Source organism: Paraliobacillus ryukyuensis (assembly GCF_003315295.1).
GTDB lineage: Bacteria > Bacillota > Bacilli > Bacillales > Amphibacillaceae > Paraliobacillus > Paraliobacillus ryukyuensis.
Map to the genome: position 1 here is coordinate 56,510 of NZ_QNRI01000006.1, position 26,034 is coordinate 82,543.

Sequence of the window (26,034 nt, forward strand, 5' to 3'; positions counted from 1 at the left end):
GAAGGTGATTAAATGGAACAAGAAGAACTACAACAAAAACTATTAAATTATTTTGAACAAGAGGCAACAAAACCATTAGCTATCCAAGAGATCGAAGAAATATTGGACTTGAATGATGCAGATCAGTTTAAAGTACTGATGAAATTACTTAATGATTTGGAAGAAAAGGGTAAAATTGTTCGAACACGCAAAAATCGTTATGGGCTGCCTGAACGGATGAATTTGATTCGTGGTCGCATCCAAATGCATGCCAAAGGCTTTGCTTTCTTATTACCAGACGATGAAGATCAAGATGATGTCTATATTAATCATGCCGATCTTCAATCAGCAATGAACAATGATCTCGTACTTGTGCGAATTGACGGTAGAGATGAATTTGGAAAACGTCCAGAAGGTGTGGTTATCCGAATAATAGAACGTGCCGCTACACGTATTATCGGTACGTACGAAGATAATGGTAACTTTGGTTTTGTTATTGCTGATGATAAACGTATACCAAATGATATTTTTATTCCTAAAAATGCATCAAATGGAGCGATAAGCGGACATAAAGTGATTGTTGATATCACGAAGTTCCCTGAAGAACGAATGAGTGCCGAAGGGGAAGTAATCGAAATTCTAGGGCACAAAAATGATCCCGGTATGGATATCATCTCGATTATTTATAAACATGGTATTCAAGTGGATTTTCCAGAAGAAGTACTCCAGCATGCAAAACAAGTACCTGAACAAATTGATCCAACAGAAATTAATAATCGACGAGATCTACGAGATGAACCGATTGTTACAATTGATGGCGCAGACGCAAAAGACTTAGATGACGCAGTAACCGTTAAGAAATTAGCAAATGGTAATTATAAGTTAGGCGTTTATATCGCGGATGTCTCTTATTATGTGGAAGAAAATTCACCAATTGATCAAGAAGCATTTGATCGAGCAACTAGTGTGTATTTAGTCGATCGTGTTATTCCAATGATTCCACATCGGCTATCTAATGGTATTTGTTCCTTGAACCCACAAGTAGATCGTTTAACCTTAGGGTGTGAAATGGAGATCAATGCAAGTGGGGAAGTTGTTAACCACGATATTTTTCAAAGTGTAATTCGCACGAATGAACGTATGACTTATTCCGATGTGAACAAGATTTTAGTTGATAAAGATGAGGAACTGCGGGAACGTTATTGCGATCTTGTACCAATGTTTGAAGAAATGGAAGCATTAGCAGAAGTATTAAGAGAAAAAAGATTCGGACGTGGTGCAATAGATTTCGATTTCAAAGAAGCACAAGTATTAGTAGATAGTAATGGTAAAGCGGAAGATGTCATGATAAGAGAGCGCTCTGTGGCAGAACGTTTAATTGAAGAATTTATGCTCGCTGCCAATGAAACAGTAGCTGAACACTTCCATTGGATGGATGTACCGTTTATTCATCGGATTCACGAAGACCCAGATCCAGATAAACTACAAAATTTCTTTGAATTTCTCGGACAATTGGGTTATTCAGTAAAAGGTACAGCGAATGAAATCCATCCGCAAGCATTACAACAAGTGCTTGATATGGTTAAAGGTGAACAGGAAGAAATGATTATTTCCAAGTTAATGCTTCGCTCGATGAAACAAGCGAAATATGATCCACAAAGTATCGGTCACTTTGGCTTGGCAACAAATTTCTATACGCATTTTACGTCACCAATCCGTCGTTATCCTGATTTGATTGTACACAGGTTAATTCGTACGTATGTAATCAACAATCAATTGGATCAAAAAACACAACAACATTGGAAAGACCGAATGCCAGAAATCGCAAGACATACATCTGAAAAAGAACGTGCAGCTGTCGATGCCGAACGTGAAACCGATGATTTGAAAAAAGCAGAATACATGCAAGACAAAATCGGTGAGGAATTTGATGGTGTTATAAGCTCAGTGACGAACTTCGGCTTATTTGTCGAATTACCTAATACGATTGAAGGTCTTGTCCATGTTAGCTATTTAACGGATGATTATTATCATTTTGATGAGCGATCATATGCGATGATCGGAGAAAGGACAGGAAATGTTTTCCGAATCGGAGATGAAATTACTGTCAAAGTTGCTAACGTCAACATAGAAGAACGTGTGGTAGATTTCGAAGTTGTTGGAATGAAACCAAGACGTGAACGTAGTACGACGATCAATACCAATGATTCCAATCGAAAAGAACGAAGAAAAAAAGAAAAATCCTCAAATGGAAAGTCTAGATCAAATGGCTCGAAAAATACAAAGATGAAGCCACCAAAAAATTCGAAAAAGAAGAAAACGAAAAAGAAAAAATAAAATAAACGTGTAATGAATAAGAAAAGGCTGGTAAAAACCAGCCTTTTCTTACTTATATGGAAGATTATGAATCTCTAAGTTCAACTAGCTATCTCCCATATAGCACCCATCCATCAGATACATCAAAAACATCAATATTGGGGATATTTTGTTTACCTTGCTCAGAAAATTCAATTCGCGTTTTTGGCTGAAGTGGATCAACTTTCACATGTTGATTGACAGTATTCCAAAACCCTTCTTGTTGAAAATGATCATTCCAAAAGTATTTGACTTGGGCGAACCACTCTTGTTTTTGGTCATTTTTTATCACCATAAATCGATCCTCTGTTGGATTTAGATAAAAAGTAGATTGATTCAGGTCTTCATCAGTTACTAATTCATCTGTGTAAGGAAACGGATAAAAACATTCATAAGGATAGACACCTAGGGCATTTTCTTCTTTTAACCAATGCAATAGTTGTCTTTTTTGTTTGATATCATCGACTCTGTTCCACACTGGACCGTCTAGACCTTTTACTTCTCTCCCTTCTTTGACAGGGTATGAATGTAGTTTCGTTATTTCTTTCATCCCAAGCTTATCTACCACTTTACGTGCAGCATGGTTATGTATGTTCGTATTAGCACCGACCCATTTTATTTCGGGATTCATGGTGAGTGTCTTAATAATATGAGCTAATAATTTGGTTGCATAGCCATTTGTACGGAAGCGCACATCACTTCGTAAGCGCCCTAACATAGCGTATCCACCTGGAAATAAGGAATAACCAGCTATGGAGACAAGATATTCCCCTTGGAACCACCCAAATAACCCATGTGTTTGTGATTTAACTAAATCGGGAAATATGTTTTTGACGTAATCATCAGCTATGTTGGTGTGCATTTTTGTTACTAATTCATGATCATCTAATGTTAATTGTCGAACTGTTTCTGTGTCTTGCAACAAACGTTTCTACCTCCTTTGCAAATAAGGAATAATTCTAGTTTCTATCATCGCATAGTAAAAAGTGAATTGTCCATGAATAAGCGTTGTCACTTCAGTTTCAAACTGTTAAAATTATAGTTATGTACTAATAGGAGGATGTAGGTTATGCCAAAAGGTCAAGGACTACTCATTGCCCAAAATAAAAAAGCGAGTCATGATTTTTTTATCGAAGAAACATTTGAAGCGGGACTTGTTTTACAAGGTACCGAAATCAAATCGATTCGTGGACGTCGAGTCAATATGAAAGATAGTTTTGCTCGGATTGATTATAAAGGTGAAGCATATTTACACAACATGCACATTTCTCCTTACGAACAAGGAAATCGTTACAATCACGAGCCGACAAGAGCAAGAAAGTTATTACTGCACCGAAAAGAAATTGATAAACTAATCGGGGAAACACAACAAGCAGGTTATTCATTAGTTCCGTTAAAAGTTTATATAAAAAATGGTGTAGCAAAAGTATTAATAGGACTAGGAAAAGGGAAGAAAAAATACGATAAACGCGAAGACTTAAAACGTAAGCAAGCGAAACGAGACGTGGATCGAGCATTAAAAAATAACTTCTAAATAAATATAGCGTAAGTTATGAATCAATGCTCGCTCCAATTGCAGTCATTACTGCTCCAGTTGCTTGAATCCAATTTCCGATTGTATTTAGTATGGTAGCATTGGATTTACTTCTTGTGGCCAATGCCTGCAAGCTATTTCCAATGGCTTGCAGTAAATTTCCTATCCCCAGATACAGTACTTCGATTGTCCGTGCTTTTTTCAATTCCTCAGAAAAACTAATCACACTACCTAATGCTTGTAACAGGTCTCCTTGAGAACTTAGTGTATCGCTTGAACGAATCGGCAACATAAGGGAAGCAATCTCTAATGTATTTCCAACTGCTTGGATTTCATTTGCGATATTATTTAGGTTGCGAATCGTTAGCTTTTCTACTTGGATTGCATTTCCAGTAGCCTGGAGGGTATTGCCGATTACTTTAAAATCTTGTTTCAAATTAGCGGAAATAGGAATGTCAGGGGTATTTGCGACAGCAGAGATGATGGTACCAGTCGCTTGTATCCAATTACCTAACACAACTTTTTCGTGTTTACTCATCACAATCCCCCCACACCTAATTTGTTACTATTGTATGAGAATCGATTTTTATTGTTTTGGCAGGTATACTGGATAATCTTACAATTAGTAAATCGCTTGAATTTTTCTCTGTTTTTGTTATAATAATAGTTGTCTTACGAAAAACAAACAATTTTATATGATATAGGCTGAATGTAGCCATATCCGTTTGTTCCTTTTTATGGGGACGTTACGGATTCGACAGGGATAGGTCGAGCTCAGGTTGCATGTCGAGGTTACGGCTCGTAAAACGTTCTCAGTTAATAATAACTGGCAAAGAAAACAATTACTCTTTAGCTGCTGCGTAAGTAGCACTAAAGGATCCTTCCTACCATCGCCCGTGTGGTAGATTGAAGGGTCTCAACTGAAGCGGGATACGCTGGCATCCACCGTCTGAGGATGTTCAGAAGAGATCAATCAGACTAGCGACTAGGAAGCCTGTTGATAGGCTGAATAGTTTGCGAATGATAATATATCAACTACGCATGTAGAAGCTTGAGTGCCGATATCTCTGGACGAGGGTTCGACTCCCTCCGTCTCCACCAATACATATCTACCATGGATATGGAAATGTGTTTCATGTTGGTGGTAATTTTTAATTAAATAATCATAACGTTAAAGTCATCTTCTTAGAAGGTGGCTTTTTTATTTGGATGGTTTGATAAAGTGAATTAAACAATCAATTCTATTTTTAAAATAAAAAATGCAAATCACATAAATATCTGTGAAATGGGTACCCTAAACAATGAATTAAACAACTAGGAGGTAAACGTTATGCAAAGTCAAAATATGCCGAATATGCAAGGGCAACAAAATATCACAGGTCAAGGAACAAGCCACAATCATGGCGCGCATGAATTATTTGATGCACATGAATTGATTGGTGGTATGCTAAGTATGATGGATCAATATAAACTATACGAGCAACAAATTCAAGACCAAGAATTAAAAGATATCTTGCAGCGTCAAGCCACATTTATGACACAAATGTACAATACCATTGTCGAAAGTTTTCAAACAGGACAAGATCCACAAACACCGACACAACAATATAAAATGACTCAAAGTAACGAAGTCATCTATGGATTAAAACCCGGCCAACCAAAAAAACCGAAACAAACAGCAAGTGAACTCACTGATGAATGTTATTCTTCTTTCATGTTAGAGTTAGTCAAAGGATCGACAGCCACGTTTTCCATGGCAGCACTTGAGATGAATAATCCTATTGTGCGTCGGATCATTGCAGATAGTTTACCTAACTTAATTGAAATGGGTTATGAGATTTTCCTTTATCAAAACAAACATGGTTATTATCAAGTAGCGCAATTAACTCCACAAGATATGAATACAATGGTACAAACGTACGGCAAAGCTCCACAAACAAATATTCATTAATCTGTTAATTAATAATGTATAATTAAAAATCTGATGAATAATTCAGATAATTGTTGCAAGAATAATTGTTTAGGGCTACAATAAATGTAGATTAGTTAAGGAATGGAGGTGGGGAAGGATGTTAAATCAATTTGTTGCGTTGCACAATAATGGTCGGTTAAAATGCCTGCTTTTCACTCGTGCAAAATTTGCGGTTAAAGTTTCCAACGGGATACATCTGTCCTTTTTTAATCAACTTTATAACCGAAACGCAAGAAAGAAAACATCTTTTACCCACATGATAGGTGCATAAAGCTTATAAATAGTCGGTCTATTTTAAGTGATAGAGTCATGGGAAGAATGTCTTCTCATGGCTTTTTTGTTTTTTATCGTGTGTGTTGGAAACAGGAGGAAAAACACATGATATTATGTAGTGTGCATGAAATTAGTAAAATGTATGGAGGAAACCTAGTACTCGATCAGATAAATTTAGATATAAAAGAAAATCAACGCATGGCCTTAGTAGGAAGAAATGGTTCGGGGAAAACAACATTACTTCGATTGATAGCAGGGTTGGAGCAACCGGATAATGGCAAAATTCATCTGAAGAAAGACATGCGTGTTGGCTATTTAGAACAAATACCGCGTGTTACAGATGTAGAAAGTGTATACCAAGTACTAACACAAGCATTTTCCAAACTAAATGACATGCGAAAAGAGCTAATTAAGCTAGAACAAGAACTGGCTAGCGTTACGGATGAAATAAAATTAGCAAACCAAATGAAGCAGTATGGTTTATTACAAGATCAGTTTGCTTTAGCAGGCGGCTATGATATGGAATACAAAATTGAACAAGTAGCGAATGGGCTCAAGCTTTCTAACTTACTTTCTCACTATTTTAATGATCTGAGCGGAGGAGAGAAAACAAAGGTGGGGCTTGCCTATATATTATTGCAAGAACCAGATCTTTTACTATTAGATGAACCGACCAATCATTTGGATGTAACAGCAGTCGAATGGCTTACCCAGTTTGTTCAGCATTATCATGGTACCATTTTAATGGTTTCCCATGATCGCTATTTTTTAGATGATGTAGCAACGATTATTCTAGACCTAGAAGATGGAGAAATTACTTCTTATCCGATGAATTATAGTAACTTTGTTGCAGAAAAAGAAAAACGGATGCTAATTGAGTTTCAAGCGTATCAAGAGCAGCAAAAGAAGATCAAGAAGATGAAAGAAGCGATTAAGCGGTTAAGACAATGGGCAAATCAAGCAAATCCGCCAAATGAAGGCTTACATAAGCGGGCTCGAAATATGGAGAGAGCATTGCAACGAATGGAGAAAATCAACAAGCCAGTACTTGAACACAAGAAAATGAATTTTGTAGTTCAAGCAAGTGATCGTTCTGGAAAAGATGTCGTGCAATTAACGGATGTCAGCAAATATTTTGAACATAAATTAATCTTTACTGATGTTACGCTCGATATCGATTACCAAGATCGCGTAGCAATTGTTGGTGACAATGGAACAGGAAAATCGACATTGCTGAAATTAATACTAGGTGAGTTGACACCTGACGAAGGTACAGTGAAAATTGGTAGCAATGCTAAAATTGGTTATCTATGGCAAAACATGTTTACTGATAATCAAACAAAAACGGTTTTAGAACTTTTTCGTGAAGAAATAGCGGTGACAGAAGGAAAAGCTAGACATATCCTTGCTCAATTTATGTTTTATGGGCCAGCTGTGTTTCAATCGGTAGCAAATTTAAGTGGAGGAGAAAAAATGCGCCTTCGCTTAGCACAACTGATGTACAAAGACATTAATGTGCTTATTTTAGACGAACCAACCAATCATTTAGATATCGAATCTCGAGAAGTAATCGAAGACGCACTAACCCATTTTTCTGGTACGATTATTGGTGTTTCACATGATCGCTATTTTCTTAATCAGATTTTTTCAAAAATCTATTGGGTTGAGAACCATACCGTAACGTATTTTCCTGGTGATTATACTTGGGCGAAGCAAAAACGAAAACAATTACAAGTGGAACATGCAGAAAAAAACGCTCTTCCTAAACAAGTTAGAAATAATAATAATACTTCGATCACTCAAAAATATAAAAGTGAGGACAATACCTTGGAAATGGAAGTACTAGAAAAACAATTGGAAACGATCGAAGAACAAATAGCAAATACAAATGAACCCGTCGAACTAGAAAGGCTGTTAAAACAAAAACAAGAGTTAGAAACTTACTGGGAAGCACTAATAGAACAGTTACCATAAAGGAAGCTTTTTAATATAAGAGAAACAAGTAATGTTTCCTTAAATGTATTAGTGATATAATGATAAATACAAATTTCTGAAAAAAGGACTGTCGAAGTTGAAGTCTAGCATACAAGTGAGAAATATAACGATTGGTGAAGGGAAACCTAAGGTATGCGTACCTATTGTAGGGAAGACACTAGCAGAAATAAATGAAGCGCTGCAAGTTATTGCAAACCAACAAATAGACTTGATCGAATGGCGTGCTGACTTTTTTCAAGCGGTGGATGATATGAATCAAGTAACTACAGTGTTAAAAGAAATACGTCAACAGCTACAGACATCACCGATTATTTTTACGTTCCGAACAGCTGAAGAAGGTGGAAATAAAAAATTTTCGTTAGATGCTTATTCTCAATTGTATCAAGGTGTTATCCATACGGGGTTAATCGACTTTATTGATATTGAATTATTTATAGAAGCCTCTACGCGCAATGAATTAGTGGCAAGTGCAAAGCAAAACGAGGTCTTAACGATTATCTCGAATCATGATTTTGCTAAAACACCTTCTAAAGAAGCTATTATTAATCGGTTGAAGTTAGCGCAGGATATAGGGGGAGATGTGGCTAAAATTGCGGTAATGCCAACTAATCCGGGTGATGTTTTAACTTTACTTGAAGCCACTTACACGATGGCAGAAACATATGCTACTATACCAATTATTACAATGGCTATGGATCAATTAGGAACGCTATCAAGAACGGTAGGAGGATTATTCGGATCCTCTGTCACCTTTGCTTCTATTACAAAAAGTTCAGCGCCTGGTCAAGTAAATATCAAAGAATTGCAACAAATGCTAGATTATTTTTATACATCATAAATAGAGTAATTCTATGTATGAAGCTATATTTAAAATTCAGATATTAGTAAATTAAAAATAAAAGCAGACAGTAAAGTGGGTATTTCACCTTAGTGTCTGCTTCATTTTGTATAGGAAAATGGTACCTATTGGTGCATATGCTTAAATATTGTAACTATTATGCATTTTCTTACATTTTTTCTAAAAAAAGATTTAAAAAATGCAAATTGAAATATAATTGTAATATTCATATTACATGTTTGTTATCTCTGGATGTTATACTGACGTTGCTGAAAAATTAATAGGGTATTAGATAGCTTGTTATTACTAGTTTAACCAACATTACAAGATGATAAACATAATCCGTAAAAAATAAGTCAAATTATACATAGGAAAGAGAGTGTGGACGCGAGTGAATAGTAAAAAAGTATTAGCAGGGGTAACAATTACAGTCGGTTTGATGGTAACTTTTCCGTTTGATAAACCAGTGGTACACGCTGAAACACATAGTGAAATTCAAGATCAACGTTCAGACGTTCAATCTAAATTAGCAGATAAAAAACAAGAACTAGAATCGATTCAAGCAGAATTAATCGAGATGAATGATGAAATTAGTCGAGTGGATGAAGCGATTCAAGCAAATGAAAAGAAAATAAAAGAAACAAAAGATAAAATAGAAGAGAAACAAAAAGAAGTAGATAAATTAGAAAAAGAAGTAGCTGCATTAGAAGAAGATATTGAAAAACGTTTTGAAATCTTAAAAGAACGCGCATCCTCTTTACAAAAAAATGGTGGATCCGTTCAATATTTGGATGTACTATTCGGATCTAAGAGTTTTGGAGATTTAATTGACCGTGTATCTATTGTTACTAAGATTACACAAGCAGATAATAGTTTAATTGATCAATTTAAAGCAGATAAACAAAAAGTAGAAGAGCAAAAAGCTGAGATTGAGACGAAGTTACAAGATCTAAAAGATATGCAGGCAGAACTTGAAGCAATTCAAGAGCAAGTAGAAATGCAAAAAGAACAAAATGAATCTAAAAAAGCTGAACTGGAAGAAAAAGAAGCTAATAGTAAAGATATGATTAATGACCTAGAGTTAAAAGATAGTGAATTAGCACAAATGGAAGCTAATGCGAAGGAACAAGTAGCAAAAAGTCATGAACAACAAATTGAAACATACAGCAAAGAAGTTGAGAAATCTGTCAAAAAATCTAGTGGTTCTGCACCAGTAAGTGGAAATGCAAGCTCGATTATTTCTGCGGGTTACAAGTATATTGGCAATTCAAGTTATCAATTTGGTGGTGGTCGCTCTTCTTCTGATATAGCTAGAGGGCTGTTCGATTGTTCTGGTTACGTTTCGTGGGCTTTTGCACAAGGTGGAGTTAATCTACCAGCAAGCACAAGTTCTTTAAGTGGAGTAGGTCAAAAAGTTTCTCCAAGTGAGATGAAACCTGGCGATCTAGTATTCTTTGACACGTATAAAATAAATGGCCACGTTGGTATTTATGTTGGTGGAAACCAGTTTATCGGATCTCAAAGTTCTACTGGCGTAGCAATTGCTAATATGGGTAGTGGCTATTGGGCTAACCACTTTAGTGGTCATGTTCGTCGTGTAATCAACTAAATAGTTATCTTAGCAAAAAAGATGCGAGTACTCTACTCGCATCTTTTTTGCTTCTATGGTACATAACGTTGATTTTATATTAAATGTGGGGATGTCATTTGCTCTATCAAATCTTAAATAGAAGCAAAAAAATACACGCTTTCCCTCTCTTTAATGACCTAAAGATGTAGATGCAAAAGGAAAAGGAATTTGCCAAGTTAGCTGAAGCTATGTCTGCGGAAAGCGAGTAGATTTTCTCTGCGGTTCAAGCATCCTTCTGTCATATGTTGACGATGTTGAAATGAAAACCAAACGATCATTTGTAACATAGAATTAAAAAATGACGTTGATGAGATTTTCACTCACCAACGTCTTTGTATAATCATTTTAAACAGCTTGATATCCCTTAACAACATTTGTTGTAATAGCTTCTACTTCATACCCTTCAATTTGTTCTCTAGGTATAAAATGCGTCACTTTATTTCCTTTTAAGATAGCGATGGACGGAGAAGAAGGTTCAATTCCAACAAAGTACTCCCGCATTTTTTCAGTAGCCTCACGATCCTGTCCGGCAAATACCGTTACTAGATGGTCTGGTTTTACTTCATTTCCTACGGCGGCTAACACAGCAGGTCTAGCTAAACCAGCTGCACATCCACAAACAGAATTGACTACTACAAGCGTAGTTCCTTCAGCATTTTCCATAAATGATTCCACTGCTTCAGCAGTCGTTAATTCAGCAAATCCAGCATTGGTTAACTCGTCGCGCATTGGCTGACTTACTTCTTTCATATATGCTTCATATGGATTCATCGTTACATACTCCTTTTTTCTGAAATTACTAATACATGTAAGGCAATCACATCATGAAATTAGGCAGTTTGTCAAGTCAATCACTTCTTCAATAGAAAACTTACTAAACAAATTAGTTAAGAAAATCCACAAAAAATATTGACATATACCAAAATCGTGGTAATATAAAAAAATAATTGATAATGAATATCATTATTAATACGTGATTATATAGAGGATTTTGTTATGAAAAAACGTTATTTACTTATTGCTCTACTTCTGTTAAGTGTTGTGTCACTATTTATCGGTGTCACCTCTTTATCAATAATAGATGTGTTTCACTTAACAGAAGAGCAAATACATATTTTATGGATTAGTCGTTTTCCAAGATTAATCAGTATTATCATTGCCGGGATGAGTATGAGTATCTGTGGGCTGATCATGCAACAACTCAGTCGCAACAAATTTGTTTCTCCAACAACAGCTGGAACGATCGATTCTGCCAAATTCGGAATTTTAATTGCATTACTAGTCTTTCCGACTGCGGGCCCTGTCCAAAAAATGATCGTTGCATTTATTTTTGCTTTAATTGGAACATTTTTATTTATGAAAATTTTGGAAAAAGTAAAGTTTAAAGATCCTATCTTTATTCCACTCGTCGGGCTAATGTTCGGTAATATTGTAAGTTCGATTACCACCTTTTTTGCTTATCAAAATGACTTGATTCAAAATATGTCCTCCTGGTTACAGGGGAATTTTGCGTTAATTCTTCAAGGAAGATATGAAATGCTTTTTATCAGTGTTCCTTTGGTAATATTCGCCTATTTATATGCCAATAAGTTCACCATCGCTGGGATGGGCGAGGATTTTTCGAAAAACTTAGGAATGAATCATAAACAAGTGGTAAATATCGGTCTAGTTATTGTCGCTATTATAACATCTGTGGTTACTTTAACAGTTGGTATGATTCCATTTTTAGGCTTAATCATTCCAAATATCGTTTCGATTTATCGAGGAGATCATTTAAGAAATAGTTTGCCACACACTGCGCTTTTAGGGAGCATATTTGTTTTGGCTTGTGACATCATAGGAAGAGTTATTATTTTCCCTTATGAAATTGCAATTGGAGTTACTGTGGGAGTAATTGGTAGTGGGATCTTCCTTTACTTAATTATGAGGAGATCGGCACATGCGTCTTAATTTAAAAATATCAATTATTATCATTTTAGCTTTGACGATAGTTTCCATTTTTCTTTTTGCTGGTATACCAAGTCACTGGAACTACATATTACCGAGAAGATTCGAAAAAGTGTTAGCTATTGTAATGACTGGGACTGTTATTGCAATTGCAACAGTCGTTTTTCAGACAATAACGAATAATCGCATTCTAACACCTAGCGTGATTGGTTTAGGCTCCCTGTATACGTTATTACAAACTTTTATTGTATTTGTATTTGGTGTCGCTAGCATTGCAAGTGTCAATCAAACCATTAACTTTATCCTATCCGTTATTGCGATGATGGTATTCGCATTCGTGCTCTATCAATTATTATTTAAAAAACAGCAGAATGTCTATTTTCTTTTATTAGTTGGATTAGTATTTGGAACTTTTTTTAGTAGTTTATCATCATTTATGCAAGTGTTAATTGATCCGAATGACTTTTTAAGTGTTCAGAACAAATTGTTTGCTAGTTTTAATAGTATACATACTGCTATTATTCCATATGCTTTTGGCATAATCTTGCTATCTCTAGCTTACTTTTGGCGTTTTATTAAATACCTAGATGTCATGGCATTAGGGAAATCACATGCGATTAATCTCGGAATCAATTATGACTATATGGTTAAACGATTGCTTATTATTATTGCGGTTTGGATTTCTGTTGCTACAGCTTTAGTTGGTCCAATCCTTTTTCTAGGATTGCTGGTTGCAAACGTAACCTATGAATTCTTACAAACACATAAGCACGCTTATTTATTACCTAGTGCTGCATTAATTAGTATTATTGCGCTTGTTGGGGGACAACTGATTGTGGAGCGGGTATTCACCTTTAATACAACAATAAGTGTAATTCTTAACTTTATTGGTGGTGTTTATTTCTTATACTTAATACTAAAGGAGAATAAAGCATGGTAGAAGTACGCGAAATCACAAAAAAATATGGCAATACTGCTGTGGTAGATGACGTTTCAGTTACCATCCCCAAGGGCAAGATCACTTCATTCATCGGACCAAATGGGGCAGGTAAAAGTACGTTAGTCTCTATTATTAGTCGCTTAATTACGAGGGATACTGGAGAAATTCGAATTGACGATGAAGAAATATCGCAGGTGAAAAGTAACGAGTTAGCAAAAAAAATTGCGATTCTCAAACAATCGAATGATCTAAACATTCGACTTACTGTTAAGGAACTTGTTAATTTTGGACGTTTTCCTTATTCAAAAGGAAGGCTGACAAAAGAAGACAAGCAAAAAGTTGCGGAAGCAATCGATTATATGGAATTAGATTCAATGAAAAATAAGTTTTTAGATCAACTTAGTGGTGGGCAAAGGCAACGTGCTTTTATTGCAATGATAATTGCGCAAGATACAGAGTATATTTTACTAGATGAACCACTAAACAACTTAGATATGAAACATTCCGTTCAGATTATGAAAGTCTTACGTAATTTGGTAGATGATTTAGGTAAAACAGTAGTGATTGTTATCCATGATGTAAATTTTGCTTCAGTCTATTCTGATTACATCGTCGCTTTGCGGGAGGGTAAGATTGTTCATCAAGGAGCAAAAGACGCCATGATTGATAAGGAAGTTCTACGTGATGTATATGATATGGATATTAAAATCCAGGATATAGATCAATGTAAAATATGTTTGTATTTTCAATAATTGTTTATACATTATATGTTTCACTCTGCATGTTTTCCTAGTATCCCTTCTACGATTGGGCCCAAAGATGGGAGAAAGGTGATGTGATAAGGAATGACATATAACTATAAAAAAATAGCAGATTAGGAGTGAAGATAAATGAAAAGAATAGTATTCTTTCTATCTATATTAGGATTATTAATATTTACTGCAGCTTGTGGGTCATCAAGTGAAGAAACGAAAGCATCAAGCAATTCTTCCACAGATGACACTACTACAGAAACGGAAGAAGTAAGTGGAGATGCACCAACTGAAATTGAAGTAGAACATGAATTAGGTACAACAACAGTACCAGTAAATCCTGAAAAAGTTATTGTATTTGATTATGGTACTTTAGAAACATTAAATGAATTAGGTGTAGAGGTTACTGGTGTTCCACAAGGGAATTTACCACCTCACTTAGAAAAGTATGAAAGTAGTTCTTATGAAAATGCAGGCACACTATTTGAACCCGATTTTGAAAAACTAGCTACAATCGAACCAGATCTTATTATTGTTTCTGGACGTTCGTCAAAAGCATATGAAGAATTATCAGAGCTAGCCCCTACGATTTATATGGGGGTAGATGCTACAAACTATTTAGAATCTTTCCAAGCTAATGTAAAAACATTAGGAAAAATCTTCTCTATGGAAGATAAAGCACAAGAAAAACTAGACGAAGTAATGGCTTCAATTGATGAAGTGAAGTCAGCAGCTGCGTCTACAGAAGGTAAAGGTCTAATTATTCTAACAAATGATGGTAGTGTTAGTGCATATGGTCCTGGTTCACGTTTTGGATTTATTCATGATGAATTAGGCATAACGCCAGTAGACGACACCATTGAAGCATCTAATCATGGACAATCAATTGGTTTTGAGTACATTGCAGAGAAAAACCCAGACTATCTATTTGTAGTGGACAGAAATACAATCGTAGGTGGGGAAGCTTCTGCTGCCAAAACATTGGATAATGACCTTGTCAACGGCACTAATGCAGCTAAAAATGATAACATAGTTTATTTAGATCCATATTATTGGTATGTTTCTGGCGGAGGTTTAACTTCTGTTCAAGAAATGGCAAATCAAATTAAACAAGCAATTCAATAAACTATCTTTTAGAATTAAACATAAGTAGACACTGAGGCTGGGACAAAAGTGAATGAAGATCCCTGATAAACGAACGATGGATAACCTATTTTATCCATCGTTCGTTTTAGTTAGAAAACATAACTAAGTAACTGGAAATATACGGGACTTTAGCGGGAACAGCGTATGTTTTCGATGGGACGAGTAATCGTAGTTCCACGAGCCGAAGATCCACTTTGTAAAGCGGCTAGAAGTTAGACGAAAACCGTCACGTCCTGTGACAACGTTTAACTGACCCACGTGCTGTGTGCCCGCAGAACGCAAGTGTATTTCCGGTTGCGATGGTTAAGCTCTCCTCAATCATTCGTATACTGTAGTTAAAAATTAGTTTTGTACCAGCCTTTTTTCTTGTTTTCGGTACATAAATGAAAAAATTAATATAAAAAATGCTTTACTATTTGCATGTTTCTGTCGATTATAAAAGTAACCTTTTTAATTTTTAAGAAAAAATATAAATTACGAATCTAAAGAGGGGCATTTAAAAACTAACTAGATTAAGATGTAGCAACAGGAAGGATGACCAATATGGAAACGAATGAAATGATAAAGGAAGTATATAACGGTACAATTCAAACGGTTGAAAAAATAATTCCAATGAAACCAAAGATCGGGGGTCCACAATTAATCACACCACCATTAACTGTGAAGTTTGGTGTTTTAATTGGGTTTGTTGGAGATTTAAAAGGTGAATTGGTATTACAGTCAGATGATGCAATGTTTAGCCATATTGGGGAAAAGATGTTTGGTATGCCTCTTTCAGGAGAAATGCTTGATTCGTTTGCAGGTGAGTTAGGAAATATGATGGCTGGAAGTCTATCTACTTACTTGGCAAGTGTTGATATAAAAACAGATATCACACATCCAACAGTGTTAAAAGGGGATGCAAAGTTATCAGGATTTAAGCGTGCCTTTTTTGTTGAGATTCAATATGAAGGATTTGGTAAGCTAGAATTAAATTTATTACTAAGCAATTAGTTTAAGAGATTTACCATAGCTTTGTTGAATTTTGACACAAAATCTCCTATTTAATTGTGATCATTCATGGTATGATTCTCTTAGGAGACATGGCGCATAATTTGCAAATAAAGGAGAAAAATCATGAGTACCGAAAAGTATATTGTGTTTAAATTAAAAGGACAAAACTATGCTGCAAGTATTCAACAAATTGTTACAATTGAACGCTTGCAGCAAGTGGTTGCACTGCCACAGGCGTCAAGTTTTATTGACGGCATTACAGAGCTTCGAGGAGAAGTGATCCCTGTAATTGATTTAAAATCAAGAATGGACTTGCCGCGTTCAGAGAGTACGGAGCATTCTAGAATGCTTGTTTCTCCAATTAATGATGTCCAAGTGGGATTTGTCGTAGATGAAGCTTCTGATGTTATTGATATTGATGATGGCATTATTGAGGCAGCACCAACTACCATTAAAGGTGTAAACGGTAATTTCTTGCATGGTGTTGCAAAATTAGAAGATCGTTTACTACTTTTATTAGATTTAGAGCATGTACTTAATTACGAAGAAGTAAACGAAGTTAAACAAGTAGTTCAAGAGAAATAAGGAAAGGATGTAGTAGGATATGGCAAGAATTTTAGTTACAGATGATGCAGCGTTTATGCGTATGCAATTAAAAAATATTTTTACAGCATTAGGACATGAAGTAGTAGGGGAAGCAGAAAATGGTAAAGTAGCTATCGATCTTTACAATGATTTAAAACCGGATTTAGTATCGATGGATATTACTATGCCAGAAATGAATGGTGTAGAAGCTGTAAAAGCAATTAAATCAAATGATCCAGATGCAACAATTGTTATGTGCTCTGCAATGGGACAACAACAAATGGTGTTGGAGGCTATTCAAGCGGGGGCAAAAGACTTTATTGTAAAACCTTTTGATCAAGAACGTATCCAACAAGCATTGGATAAAATCTTTTCATAAATGGAATAGAACGCAAGGAGTAAAATCTTTGCGTTTCCTTTATAATGTGATAGGAATAAAATATCATTTTTACTTTGGTTTAATAAAAAATGAAGCCGTCTAAGGAGTTGTCTAACATATGAAACTCAGAACTAATTTATTTATAAGTTTTCTGGCCGTTATTATCTTACATACGATTGTTGTAGGGTATGCAATCTTCGCTGGAATGCAAAATGACAATATATCAATGGTGCTTATTATCGGATTAGTTGTTGCGATTGTGGCAAGCTTAATAATCGGACATTTCATGACACAAAGAATTACGAAACAAGTAGCTAATGTGAAAGAAAAATTACAAGCAACGATGGATCAAACGAATGACCCGTTAATCTACGATGCTAAAAATATCGAGTTTGCTGAAATAAATGAAACAATTGATCAAACATATGAAAAGGCAAACAAAATGTATGCACATATGACTGCGCTTACAGATAAAATTAGTAACCGCAGTAGTGCGATGGACGAGCATACGGACGTATTAGAAAAAGATAGTGAGAGCATTACGACAACCATGCGTGAAATTGCTAGTGGTGCAGAAGAGCAAGCAAATTCTGCTACAGCTCTAACGGAAAAAATGCAACTTTTTACTAGCACGATCATGAATGTCGTACTAAATGGAGAAAACATCAAAACCGAATCAAAATCAATGCTATCGATTACCGATGAAGGAACAGACTTGATGCACCAATCGGTAGATAAAATGTCTGTTATTGATGAAACCATTAAGCAATCTTTAGACAAAGTAAAAGGTGTAGATGCAATGACGGATAAAATTACAAAACTTGTGACCGTCATTCAAGGCATTGCAGAACAAACGAATATATTAGCATTAAATGCAGCGATCGAAGCCTCAAGAGCGGGTGAGCATGGTAAAAGTTTTGCTGTAGTAGCAGATGAGGTAAGAAAATTAGCTGAACAAGTAAGCCACTCCATTAAAGATATTACGCATACCACGGATGGTATCCAAACTGAATCAAAAGCTGCTGTTGAAACATTGGAAAAAGGGTATCAAGCCGTTAATGAGGGTTCAGAACAAATTAAGACTACAGGATCGACATTTGATCGGTTAAATACGATTATTACTAATGTCGGAAATGAAATTGAAGATGTTGCTAGTAATCTATATGATGTATTAGATAGTACCAAGGTTATTAATGACTCAATTACTAGTATTGCATCTGTTTCACAAGAATCAGCTGCAGGTATTGAAGAAACCGCAACATCTTTTGAGCGATTGACTCAATCCGTCAATCAAATTCGTCACGAACAGCAAGTATTAGAACAAGAAATGGAACAATTAAAAATATAACGTACCAATGACCAAGAGCAGAAGCTAAAAAGTTTCTGCTCTTTTTGACTTCTCAATACAGGTTAAATGGCATAAAATGGAGATAATATGAGTGGAAGGAGATTTGTACAAATGAATTTATTAGAACAATTTATTAGTAATGCGCGTCAGCAAGCCTTAGTTGAGCTAGCTTATAAATTAGGTGAAAAAGCAAAACAACGTGTTAATGTAGCCGAAAAAACGGCTAAACTTCCAATGGAAACTGTAGTCGATTTTAAAGAAGCCGAGTATCTGTCACTCACATTACCAACTGTTTATGGTGGGAAAGCATTATCTCTTTATGAATTTTTATTAGTCCAAGAGCAGTTAGCTGTTGGAGATGGTGCCACTGCTTTATCAATCGGTTGGCATTTAGGCATTATAAAAGAATTAAGTGAAGAAAACATATGGGATGATACAACATTTGAATGGTTTGCTAAAGAGGTTGCTTCTAAGCAACTATTAGTCAATCGCATTGCAACAGAACCTGCTACAGGAAGTCCGACTCGTGGAGGAATCCCTGAAACCAAGGCGGTTAAACAAGGGGAACACTATATTATTAACGGCAGAAAGACATTCGCTACGATGGCAGATGTACTTGATTACTATTTAGTGACAGCATATGCGGAAGATAAAGAAACCGTAGGGACATTTTTAATTGCAAAAGAATCAAGTGGCATTACTGTCGAACAAACATGGGATACGTTAAGCATGCGAGGAACAGGAAGTAATGACGTTATTTTTTCTAATGTAGATGTACCAGAAGCTCAATTGGTTGAACTATCAACTCAACGAAAGAAACCTGCTGCCAAAGGTTGGTTATTACATATTCCCGCTTGTTATCTAGGCATTGCACTTGCTGCAAGAAACGATGCCATTGCCTTTGCAAAAAACTTTCAACCGAATAGTCTGTCTACCCCTATTTCTGAAGTAGCGCATATTCAACAGAAAATTGGGGATATGGATTTAAAATTGCTCCAAGCCCATCATTTTATGTATAGCGTTGCTAATCAATGGGATCATTATCCAGAAAAACGAGCAAATTTAGGTCCGGATTTAGCTGCAGTAAAAACTGTCATTACTAACCTTGCAAATGAAGTTGTAGATTTGGCTATGCGTATTGTCGGGGGAAGAGGATTGTCTAAGACATACCAATTTGAGCAATACTATCGTGATGTACGTGCTGGCTTACACAACCCACCGATGGATGATATGGTCATACAAATTCTGGCTAAACGAGCAATTAATTAACTTCACTTCGAGAGCTATCACCCCCTTTAATTTTACATATACTGAAGATGAAGGGAGGGGGTTGTTGATGGATAAGATAATTTGTCCAAAAAAACAATATACGTATGAACAGTTATGTCAGGATAGTTTGGCTTTGATGGATAGATATCCGACACTAATCCGAGTGAAGACAATAGGATATTCAGTTGATCAGCGAAAGATCCTTGCTATCCAACTAGGAACAGGAATAGATAATATTTTGCTTAGTGGAGCACATCATGCAAGAGAATGGTTAACCACGCCATTATTAATGGATATGATGGAAACTTATGCGCACGCGGCCGAAACAAGGCAATCATTTAGAGGTTTTGAGGTAAAGACAATGCTTGAACAGTGTTGTTTTTGGTTTATCCCTATGGTTAACCCGGACGGAGTAACCCTTGTTCAATTAGGAGCAAGCCAGTTTGAACACCAAGAAGATTTGTTACGTTGGAACAATTATTCAGAGGACTTTACAGCATGGAAAGCAAATATTCGCGGCGTCGATCTTAATCGACAGTACCCAGTGGATTGGGAAGCAATTAAAAGTGATCCTGGGGAGCCATCTTTGGCAAATTTTAAAGGTGTAACACCATTATCGGAACCTGAAAGCAAAGCGATCTATCAATTTATTCAATCGAAGAAAATAAAAATAGCCGCGGCTTATCACTCCTCAGGAGAAGAAATATTTTGGAAATATAAAAGCAGTGCGGCTTTTGCGATTAAGTCCGAACAAATTGCAATGCAATTGGCAGAATTGACTGGATACAAGCTGATTTATCCGGGAGATGATCCCAGTGGTGGCGGGCTTACTGATTGGTTTATATCTCATTATCGGCAACCAAGTTTTACGATTGAAATTGCGCCCTACATTGGGCCAAATCCTGTGCCATTACACCATTATGATCAAATTTACCAAGCGAATAAATATGTGCCTTTTCTTTTAGCCGTGAACAGAGATGCGCAGGATTAAGCGCGTTTCGTATGGTTATAATGTTGATACATTACCATATAATAATCTTCTAAAAGCTGATCAAATATTTGATTCCAGCTTTTTTTTAATGCAAAATTTCTTGCATTCTTTCCCATTTGTTTGCGCTTCATAGGATGACACAATAAACTACTGATCCCTTTAACAAAATCTTCAGTGTCGTCTGGATCACAAGCAATTCCTCTCGTTCCATCGTTTATTAACTCGTTGACCGCTCCTTGGGTAGCGCCTATTACTGGTAATCCTGAAGCAAATGCTTCAAGTACTACATTCCCGAATGTTTCTGTTGCTGAAGGAAAAACAAACAAATCAGATGCTGCATAGATTTGGGCAAGTTCTTTTTTTGTGACGAATCCTGTATAAGATACATTGCTGAAACCGTAACTTTCCATCTCTGTTTTTTGTGGGCCATCTCCGACGATCAACCAGTGAATATCATATGCTTTTAATGTTTCTGATTGCATTAGGGCTAACAATCGATCGATATTTTTCTCCGAAGATAAACGACCAGTGTACGTCAAAATGTAAGGTGCATGGATTTGATAAGTGGCACGCACATTATTGTTGGGTATTATCGGTTGAAAAAGGTTGGTGTCTACGCCTCTAGACCATAACTGTAATTGTTCAAATCCTTTTGTTCTCAGTAAATTCATGGTGTGGACAGATGGCACAAACACACGGTCCATTGGCTGATAGGTTTTTAGTAAGTAATTCCAAATGGTCTTTGATAAGAATTGAAAATGATAATAGTTTAGATATTGATCAAAATTGGTGTGGTAGGAGCCTACGAGAGGAATATTGTATTTCTTTGCACATTTGATACCGTATAACCCAATGGTAAAGGGGGTGACAACATGAATAATATCAGGTTGAAAGGCTTTTATGGCTGTTTTTATTTGTGACGTTTTGGGTACATGGATACGATACTCTGGATAAAGAAAAAAAGGAATGCTAATAAAGGAATGAGAGATTGATTGGTTCGTTGTTTTTTCGCTAAACTGCTTTTCTGGAGTAATAAAGAGGTATTCATGTTCACTTTGCTCTAAATAGGTTAGATAGTTTTCTAGTGTATTTGCTACACCATTGACATCAGGAGAAAAAGTATCCGTGAAAATAGCTATGCGCATTTAACTTCCTCCTTTTATAACTGAACACTATACTTCTAATGTATAAAATAATATTGTAAATTACGACCGGATTTGTGTAAAAAAAACGTAAACAGATAAAGTAAATTGGTTATCTGTATATAGTGATGAAAATCACTTTTTGCATTTTAAAGTATCTCGTAGAATTTGAAAGAATGTCAAAGAAAAAACCGTATGATAAACGCTTACATAACGTTTTGTGATTTATACGAGATATGGTATGATACTTTCTGTTCTCAACGGTTATGACTTTTATCTCATTTTAACAGGCGGTAGTACCGTCACTTATACATTTTAGAGAAATTGAAAATGTATAAGTGAATAAAACTTCCTGTCACTTTTTGAAATCGATGTATTTCCTCAGCGTTGGGGACGTAATAAAAACCCCACTGCTAGAGTTTTATTTTATGAGAATTCAAGTCACAAATGGATAGAAAGAGGTGTTAGATTGACTATTTCTACAATTAAACAGGAATGGTTTAGTAATATAAAAGGAGACGTATTAGCTGGGATAGTAGTGGCACTTGCTTTGATTCCAGAAGCAATTGCATTCTCTATTATTGCTGGGGTTGACCCGATGGTTGGTTTGTATGCATCTTTTTGTATTGCTGTCGTTATTGCTTTTACTGGTGGTAGGCCAGGAATGATTTCAGCTGCTACAGGTGCAACTGCTTTATTAATGGGCTCATTAGTAGCTGAGCATGGTTTGCAGTATTTATTAGCTACTACTATTTTAACAGGATTGATTCAACTTGCTTTTGGATTCGGTCGAGTGGCTCGTTTGATGAAATTTATTCCGCGATCTGTGATGATTGGCTTTGTTAATGCGTTGGCTATCTTAATTTTCACATCCCAGTTACCGCACTTTGAAGGAGCAACATGGGTGATGTATGCGATGGTAGCAGGTGCGCTTGCAATTATTTATTTGTTACCTCGTTTAACCACAGTTGTACCAGCTCCATTAGTTGCTATTGTTGTTATTAGTGCAATTGCTATCTTCACCGGTAGTGACGTTCTTGCGGTAGGGGACATGGGTGAATTAAGTCAAAGTTTACCATTATTTCTAATTCCTAATATTCCTTTTGCGTTTGAAACACTAACAATTATTTTTCCATATGCTTTAGGGATTGCTGTTGTAGGATTAATTGAGTCTTTTTTAACCGCACAAATTGTTGATGATATGACAGATACCGACAGTAATAAAAACACGGAAGCAAAAGGACAAGGAATTGCCAATGTTGTTTCTGGTTTCTTTGGTGGTATGGCAGGCTGTGCTATGATTGGACAATCTGTTATTAACGTGAAATCAGGTGGAAAAGGTCGTTTATCAACCTTGGTAGCTGGTGTATTTTTAATGCTTTTAATTATTGTATTTAATGATTTACTTGTACAAATTCCGATGGCAGCGCTTGTTGGTGTAATGTTTATGGTTTCGATCGGAACTTTTGATTGGAGTTCATTAACCAATTTGCACAAGATGCCGAGAGCTGATGCAGTCGTTATGATTGTTACAGTTGCAGCAGTTGTTTACACACACAATTTAGCAATTGGAGTTGTCATAGGTGTTGTGCTTAGCGCTATTTTCTTCGCTGCTAAAATATCAAAAATCTATGTGCAAGGTATAATGGTTGAAGGTGGAAATAAAAAAGTGTATAAAATCACTGGTCAATTATTTTTTGCTTCTGTAACAGAATTTACTAAGCAATTCGATTATAAAGAAAATGTTGATCATATTGAATTAGATTTTGGGCAAACGCATCTTTGGGATGATTCAGCCGTAGGTGCGATTGATAAAGTTATCTTAAAGTACCAAGAAGAAGGCAAAAAAGTTAGCGTCATTGGATTAAACGACGAAAGTCATGCACTTGTTGAGAAACGTGCGACTTATCATAAACCAGCAGCTAAAATTGCTAATCATTAAGCCTATCCATAAAACTCAGTTTACGATCGATTCGAAGCGTGAACTGCGTTTTTTTATTTTTAATTAATTTCTGATAACGGATGCATAGAAGATTTAAGATTGATATAATGGTAAAAATAGATAAAGTGCAGGTGAGGAAGCAGATGTATAATCGTATTTTATTAGCAACGGATGGTTCAGAACATGCGATTCGAGCATGTGAACAAGCCGTTCAATTAGCAGCAAATAATCCAAACGCGTCAATTACTGTTTTATATGTGGTTGATGGTGCCACTTCGAAAACAGATGTTTTACATCACAGCAATACAATTGATCTCGAACAAAGTAGAAGAGAAAAATTAACGATTTCAGAACGGAGAATAAAAGAAAAAGATATTGCATATGATATTGAAATGCTACATGGTGAACCAGGCCCAACGATCGTTAAATATGCTAATGAAAACCGTTTTGATGTGTGTGTAATTGGTAGTCGAGGGTTAAACAGCCTACAAGAAATGGTGTTAGGTAGTGTGAGTCATAAAGTTGCCAAACGCGTTGAATGCCCAGTTTTAATTGTTAAATAATTTAAAAAGCAGATGCGAAAGGCTACTTAGCTAACGCATCTGCTTTTTGTTTTGAAGTAAGGTACCTATCATTCAATTATTTGGTAAAGACAATAAATTTCATTAAGATAAAGCTAGCTGTCGATGATAGAAACATGGCTGCCCCTTTAGAAATATTTTGGATGACGAAAATGGGTATATCAATCAAAGATTGAAATTCCAACAACTCAAATATTCCTAGAAAAACTAAATTACTAATGCCAAGTGCAATGATTGCTTGACCAATAAACAAAAGTAATTCCCGCTTACTAAAGAAAGCATGATGTTTAAATGTGTATTTTGTATTCCATATGTAACTATTTATGATCGCTAATGTATAAGATATAGTGTTGAATAGAAGTAGTATGGTTGCATCAGTAGTAGGCCATATAATTAATAGAAGATTTAATGATAAAATATCGACTGCGGCATTACTAATTCCTATTGCACTAAATTGTACTACTTGCCATTTAAATCGCTTTGCCATGGTTGGTCGCCCTTCAATTATGAAAAATTAGTTATAAAATGTTTGAATAACCTTTATAAAGGATACACTTAACTAAACAGGATTACAAATCCATTCTAAGGGAGGCAATAGCAAAAATGCAATTAAAACAACAGTGGAATAAATTAAAAAATTTAAAATTAGAAAAACCAAATAGTGTGTTAACCATGTATTTAAATACAGATCCTGCCGATCCCGATCAACAGGGTGGAGAATGGAAAATCCACCTTAAAAACGGTTTAAATCGTTTTGAAAATTATTTAACTAAAGATGAAGATAAAGATGAACTACACAACTTTCAAAAAATACGTAAACAAGTGGAGACATTTTTTCAAGAAAATCAAAAGGATCTAAAAAAAGGCGTTATCTTATTTGCATCTTCAGATGAATCTGTCTGGATAGCTGATATTGTTCAAGTACCAGTAGAGACAAACTTCTATTGGCAAGAAACACCAGTGATTGACCAGTTAGAACAAATTTATCGAGACTTTCCACGATTAGGTATCGTGCTTGTTCAACAAAATCAAGTGAAAACAATTGAAGCAGAACTTGGTTTTGTAGAAGAGACTAAATTATTTGAATTAGACTTAGATACGGAAGATTGGAGACAGCATGAAGGACCACACCATGCGGATGCAAGCATGGGTAAAGGCGGAAAAAACACACAAACTGATCAATTTGATAAACGTTTTAGAGAAAATCAAAAAAGATGGTATAAGCGTCTTGCACCAACATTAGATAAAAAAGCAAAAGATCAGCAATGGGAAAAAATCTATGTTGCTGGGGAAGAACATGAAGCAAATGATCTTGCTTCTTATATGCAAAAAAATATCGATCAGGTAATTCACCAAAATATTTTAGATCAAGAAGAGCACCATGTATTAGAAAAAATAATAGGTTAATAGAAAAAGGGATGGATTAGTTAAGATCCATCCCTT

25 protein-coding genes and 1 other RNA gene are annotated in these 26,034 nt (G+C 35.7%); 21 read left to right on the forward strand and 5 right to left on the reverse strand.

Features of this window, described 5'->3' with window-relative positions; translation table 11 throughout:
* The first annotated feature begins 12 nt into the window (after positions 1–12).
* A complete protein-coding gene (rnr, locus tag DES48_RS09935) occupies positions 13–2,316 on the forward strand; it encodes a ribonuclease R (protein ID WP_113868875.1) in 2,304 nt (767 codons plus the stop codon).
* 88 nt (positions 2,317–2,404) lie between these two features.
* Here rnr and DES48_RS09940 read toward each other — a convergent pair whose 3' ends face one another.
* The gene (locus DES48_RS09940; RefSeq protein WP_113868877.1) at positions 2,405–3,259 is read right to left on the reverse strand and encodes a GNAT family N-acetyltransferase; all 855 of its coding nucleotides are present in this window, start codon (positions 3,257–3,259) and stop codon (positions 2,405–2,407) included.
* 144 nt (positions 3,260–3,403) lie between these two features.
* On the opposite strand from DES48_RS09940, the gene smpB reads away from it, so the two are divergent.
* Positions 3,404–3,868 carry an SsrA-binding protein SmpB gene (gene smpB, locus DES48_RS09945; RefSeq protein ID WP_113868880.1) on the forward strand — a complete coding sequence of 155 codons (465 nt, stop codon included), beginning with the start codon at positions 3,404–3,406 and terminating at the stop codon, positions 3,866–3,868.
* Positions 3,869–3,884: 16 nt separating this feature from the next.
* On the opposite strand, the gene DES48_RS09950 is transcribed toward smpB, so the two are convergent.
* Positions 3,885–4,406 (reverse strand): DUF6944 family repetitive protein, encoded by a 522-nt coding sequence (locus DES48_RS09950; RefSeq protein WP_113868882.1) that lies wholly within the window; start codon positions 4,404–4,406, stop codon positions 3,885–3,887.
* Between the two features lie 201 nt (positions 4,407–4,607).
* On the opposite strand from DES48_RS09950, the gene ssrA reads away from it, so the two are divergent.
* The 6 genes from ssrA (at position 4,608) to DES48_RS09975 (ending at position 10,555) form a co-directional block, all read left to right on the forward strand.
* Positions 4,608–4,969: a transfer-messenger RNA gene (ssrA, locus tag DES48_RS09955) on the forward strand.
* 229 nt (positions 4,970–5,198) lie between these two features.
* A complete protein-coding gene (locus DES48_RS09960) occupies positions 5,199–5,819 on the forward strand; it encodes a spore coat protein (protein ID WP_113868884.1) in 621 nt (206 codons plus the stop codon).
* Between the two features lie 118 nt (positions 5,820–5,937).
* Entirely contained in the window at positions 5,938–6,111 is a 174-nt protein-coding gene (locus tag DES48_RS16405; protein WP_281269237.1) for an RAxF-45 family protein, read from the forward strand.
* Positions 6,112–6,218: 107 nt separating this feature from the next.
* Positions 6,219–8,087: a ribosomal protection-like ABC-F family protein gene (gene abc-f / locus DES48_RS09965; protein ID WP_211318486.1), complete on the forward strand. Its 1,869-nt coding sequence runs from the start codon at positions 6,219–6,221 to the stop codon at positions 8,085–8,087.
* Between the two features lie 97 nt (positions 8,088–8,184).
* The gene (aroD, locus tag DES48_RS09970; RefSeq protein ID WP_113868888.1) at positions 8,185–8,946 is read left to right on the forward strand and encodes a type I 3-dehydroquinate dehydratase; all 762 of its coding nucleotides are present in this window, start codon (positions 8,185–8,187) and stop codon (positions 8,944–8,946) included.
* Positions 8,947–9,337: 391 nt separating this feature from the next.
* The gene (locus DES48_RS09975) at positions 9,338–10,555 is read left to right on the forward strand and encodes a coiled-coil domain-containing protein (RefSeq protein ID WP_113869019.1); all 1,218 of its coding nucleotides are present in this window, start codon (positions 9,338–9,340) and stop codon (positions 10,553–10,555) included.
* A 366-nt stretch (positions 10,556–10,921) separates the two neighbouring features.
* Here the strand turns inward: DES48_RS09975 and DES48_RS09980 are convergent, their stop codons facing one another.
* Positions 10,922–11,347 (reverse strand): BrxA/BrxB family bacilliredoxin, encoded by a 426-nt coding sequence (locus DES48_RS09980; protein ID WP_079710881.1) that lies wholly within the window; start codon positions 11,345–11,347, stop codon positions 10,922–10,924.
* Between the two features lie 225 nt (positions 11,348–11,572).
* Between DES48_RS09980 and DES48_RS09985 the strand changes: the two genes are divergently transcribed.
* From DES48_RS09985 to DES48_RS10030, 10 genes are all read left to right on the forward strand, one after another.
* Positions 11,573–12,526, forward strand: a complete 954-nt coding sequence (locus DES48_RS09985; protein ID WP_113868890.1) for an ABC transporter permease — start codon at positions 11,573–11,575, stop codon at positions 12,524–12,526.
* Positions 12,516–13,463 (forward strand): iron chelate uptake ABC transporter family permease subunit, encoded by a 948-nt coding sequence (locus tag DES48_RS09990; RefSeq protein WP_113868892.1) that lies wholly within the window; start codon positions 12,516–12,518, stop codon positions 13,461–13,463. Before DES48_RS09985 ends, DES48_RS09990 begins: the two co-directional genes overlap by 11 nt.
* Positions 13,457–14,215, forward strand: coding sequence for an iron ABC transporter ATP-binding protein (locus tag DES48_RS09995; RefSeq protein WP_113868894.1), 759 nt, complete (start codon positions 13,457–13,459; stop codon positions 14,213–14,215). The genes DES48_RS09990 and DES48_RS09995 overlap by 7 nt, the downstream gene beginning before the upstream one ends.
* 138 nt (positions 14,216–14,353) lie before the next feature.
* The gene (locus DES48_RS10000) at positions 14,354–15,340 is read left to right on the forward strand and encodes a siderophore ABC transporter substrate-binding protein (protein ID WP_113868896.1); all 987 of its coding nucleotides are present in this window, start codon (positions 14,354–14,356) and stop codon (positions 15,338–15,340) included.
* Between the two features lie 564 nt (positions 15,341–15,904).
* On the forward strand, positions 15,905–16,354 hold the full coding sequence (locus tag DES48_RS10005) for a chemotaxis protein CheX (protein ID WP_342769943.1): 450 nt from the start codon (positions 15,905–15,907) through the stop codon (positions 16,352–16,354).
* A gap of 123 nt (positions 16,355–16,477) precedes the next feature.
* Positions 16,478–16,939: a chemotaxis protein CheW gene (locus tag DES48_RS10010; RefSeq protein ID WP_113868900.1), complete on the forward strand. Its 462-nt coding sequence runs from the start codon at positions 16,478–16,480 to the stop codon at positions 16,937–16,939.
* A gap of 19 nt (positions 16,940–16,958) precedes the next feature.
* Positions 16,959–17,318, forward strand: a complete 360-nt coding sequence (locus DES48_RS10015) for a response regulator (RefSeq protein WP_113868902.1) — start codon at positions 16,959–16,961, stop codon at positions 17,316–17,318.
* 118 nt (positions 17,319–17,436) lie between these two features.
* Positions 17,437–18,666: a methyl-accepting chemotaxis protein gene (locus tag DES48_RS10020; RefSeq protein ID WP_113868904.1), complete on the forward strand. Its 1,230-nt coding sequence runs from the start codon at positions 17,437–17,439 to the stop codon at positions 18,664–18,666.
* 111 nt (positions 18,667–18,777) lie between these two features.
* A complete protein-coding gene (locus DES48_RS10025) occupies positions 18,778–19,935 on the forward strand; it encodes an acyl-CoA dehydrogenase family protein (protein ID WP_113868906.1) in 1,158 nt (385 codons plus the stop codon).
* A 67-nt stretch (positions 19,936–20,002) separates the two neighbouring features.
* A complete protein-coding gene (locus DES48_RS10030; RefSeq protein ID WP_113868908.1) occupies positions 20,003–20,926 on the forward strand; it encodes a M14 family metallopeptidase in 924 nt (307 codons plus the stop codon).
* Here DES48_RS10030 and DES48_RS10035 read toward each other — a convergent pair.
* Complete coding sequence (locus DES48_RS10035; RefSeq protein ID WP_113868910.1) at positions 20,923–22,071, reverse strand: glycosyltransferase family 4 protein; 1,149 nt, start codon at positions 22,069–22,071, stop codon at positions 20,923–20,925. The two genes, DES48_RS10030 and DES48_RS10035, sit on opposite strands and share 4 nt — an antisense overlap.
* Positions 22,072–22,537: 466 nt before the next feature.
* Between DES48_RS10035 and DES48_RS10040 the strand changes: the two genes are divergently transcribed.
* On the forward strand, positions 22,538–24,010 hold the full coding sequence (locus tag DES48_RS10040) for a SulP family inorganic anion transporter (RefSeq protein WP_079710893.1): 1,473 nt from the start codon (positions 22,538–22,540) through the stop codon (positions 24,008–24,010).
* Between the two features lie 143 nt (positions 24,011–24,153).
* A complete protein-coding gene (locus tag DES48_RS10045) occupies positions 24,154–24,573 on the forward strand; it encodes a universal stress protein (RefSeq protein WP_113868912.1) in 420 nt (139 codons plus the stop codon).
* Positions 24,574–24,649: 76 nt separating this feature from the next.
* Here the strand turns inward: DES48_RS10045 and DES48_RS10050 are convergent, their stop codons facing one another.
* Complete coding sequence (locus DES48_RS10050; RefSeq protein WP_079710895.1) at positions 24,650–25,078, reverse strand: GtrA family protein; 429 nt, start codon at positions 25,076–25,078, stop codon at positions 24,650–24,652.
* Positions 25,079–25,194: 116 nt separating this feature from the next.
* Between DES48_RS10050 and DES48_RS10055 the strand changes: the two genes are divergently transcribed.
* Positions 25,195–25,998: a VLRF1 family aeRF1-type release factor gene (locus tag DES48_RS10055; protein ID WP_113868914.1), complete on the forward strand. Its 804-nt coding sequence runs from the start codon at positions 25,195–25,197 to the stop codon at positions 25,996–25,998.
* Positions 25,999–26,034: the final 36 nt, after the last annotated feature.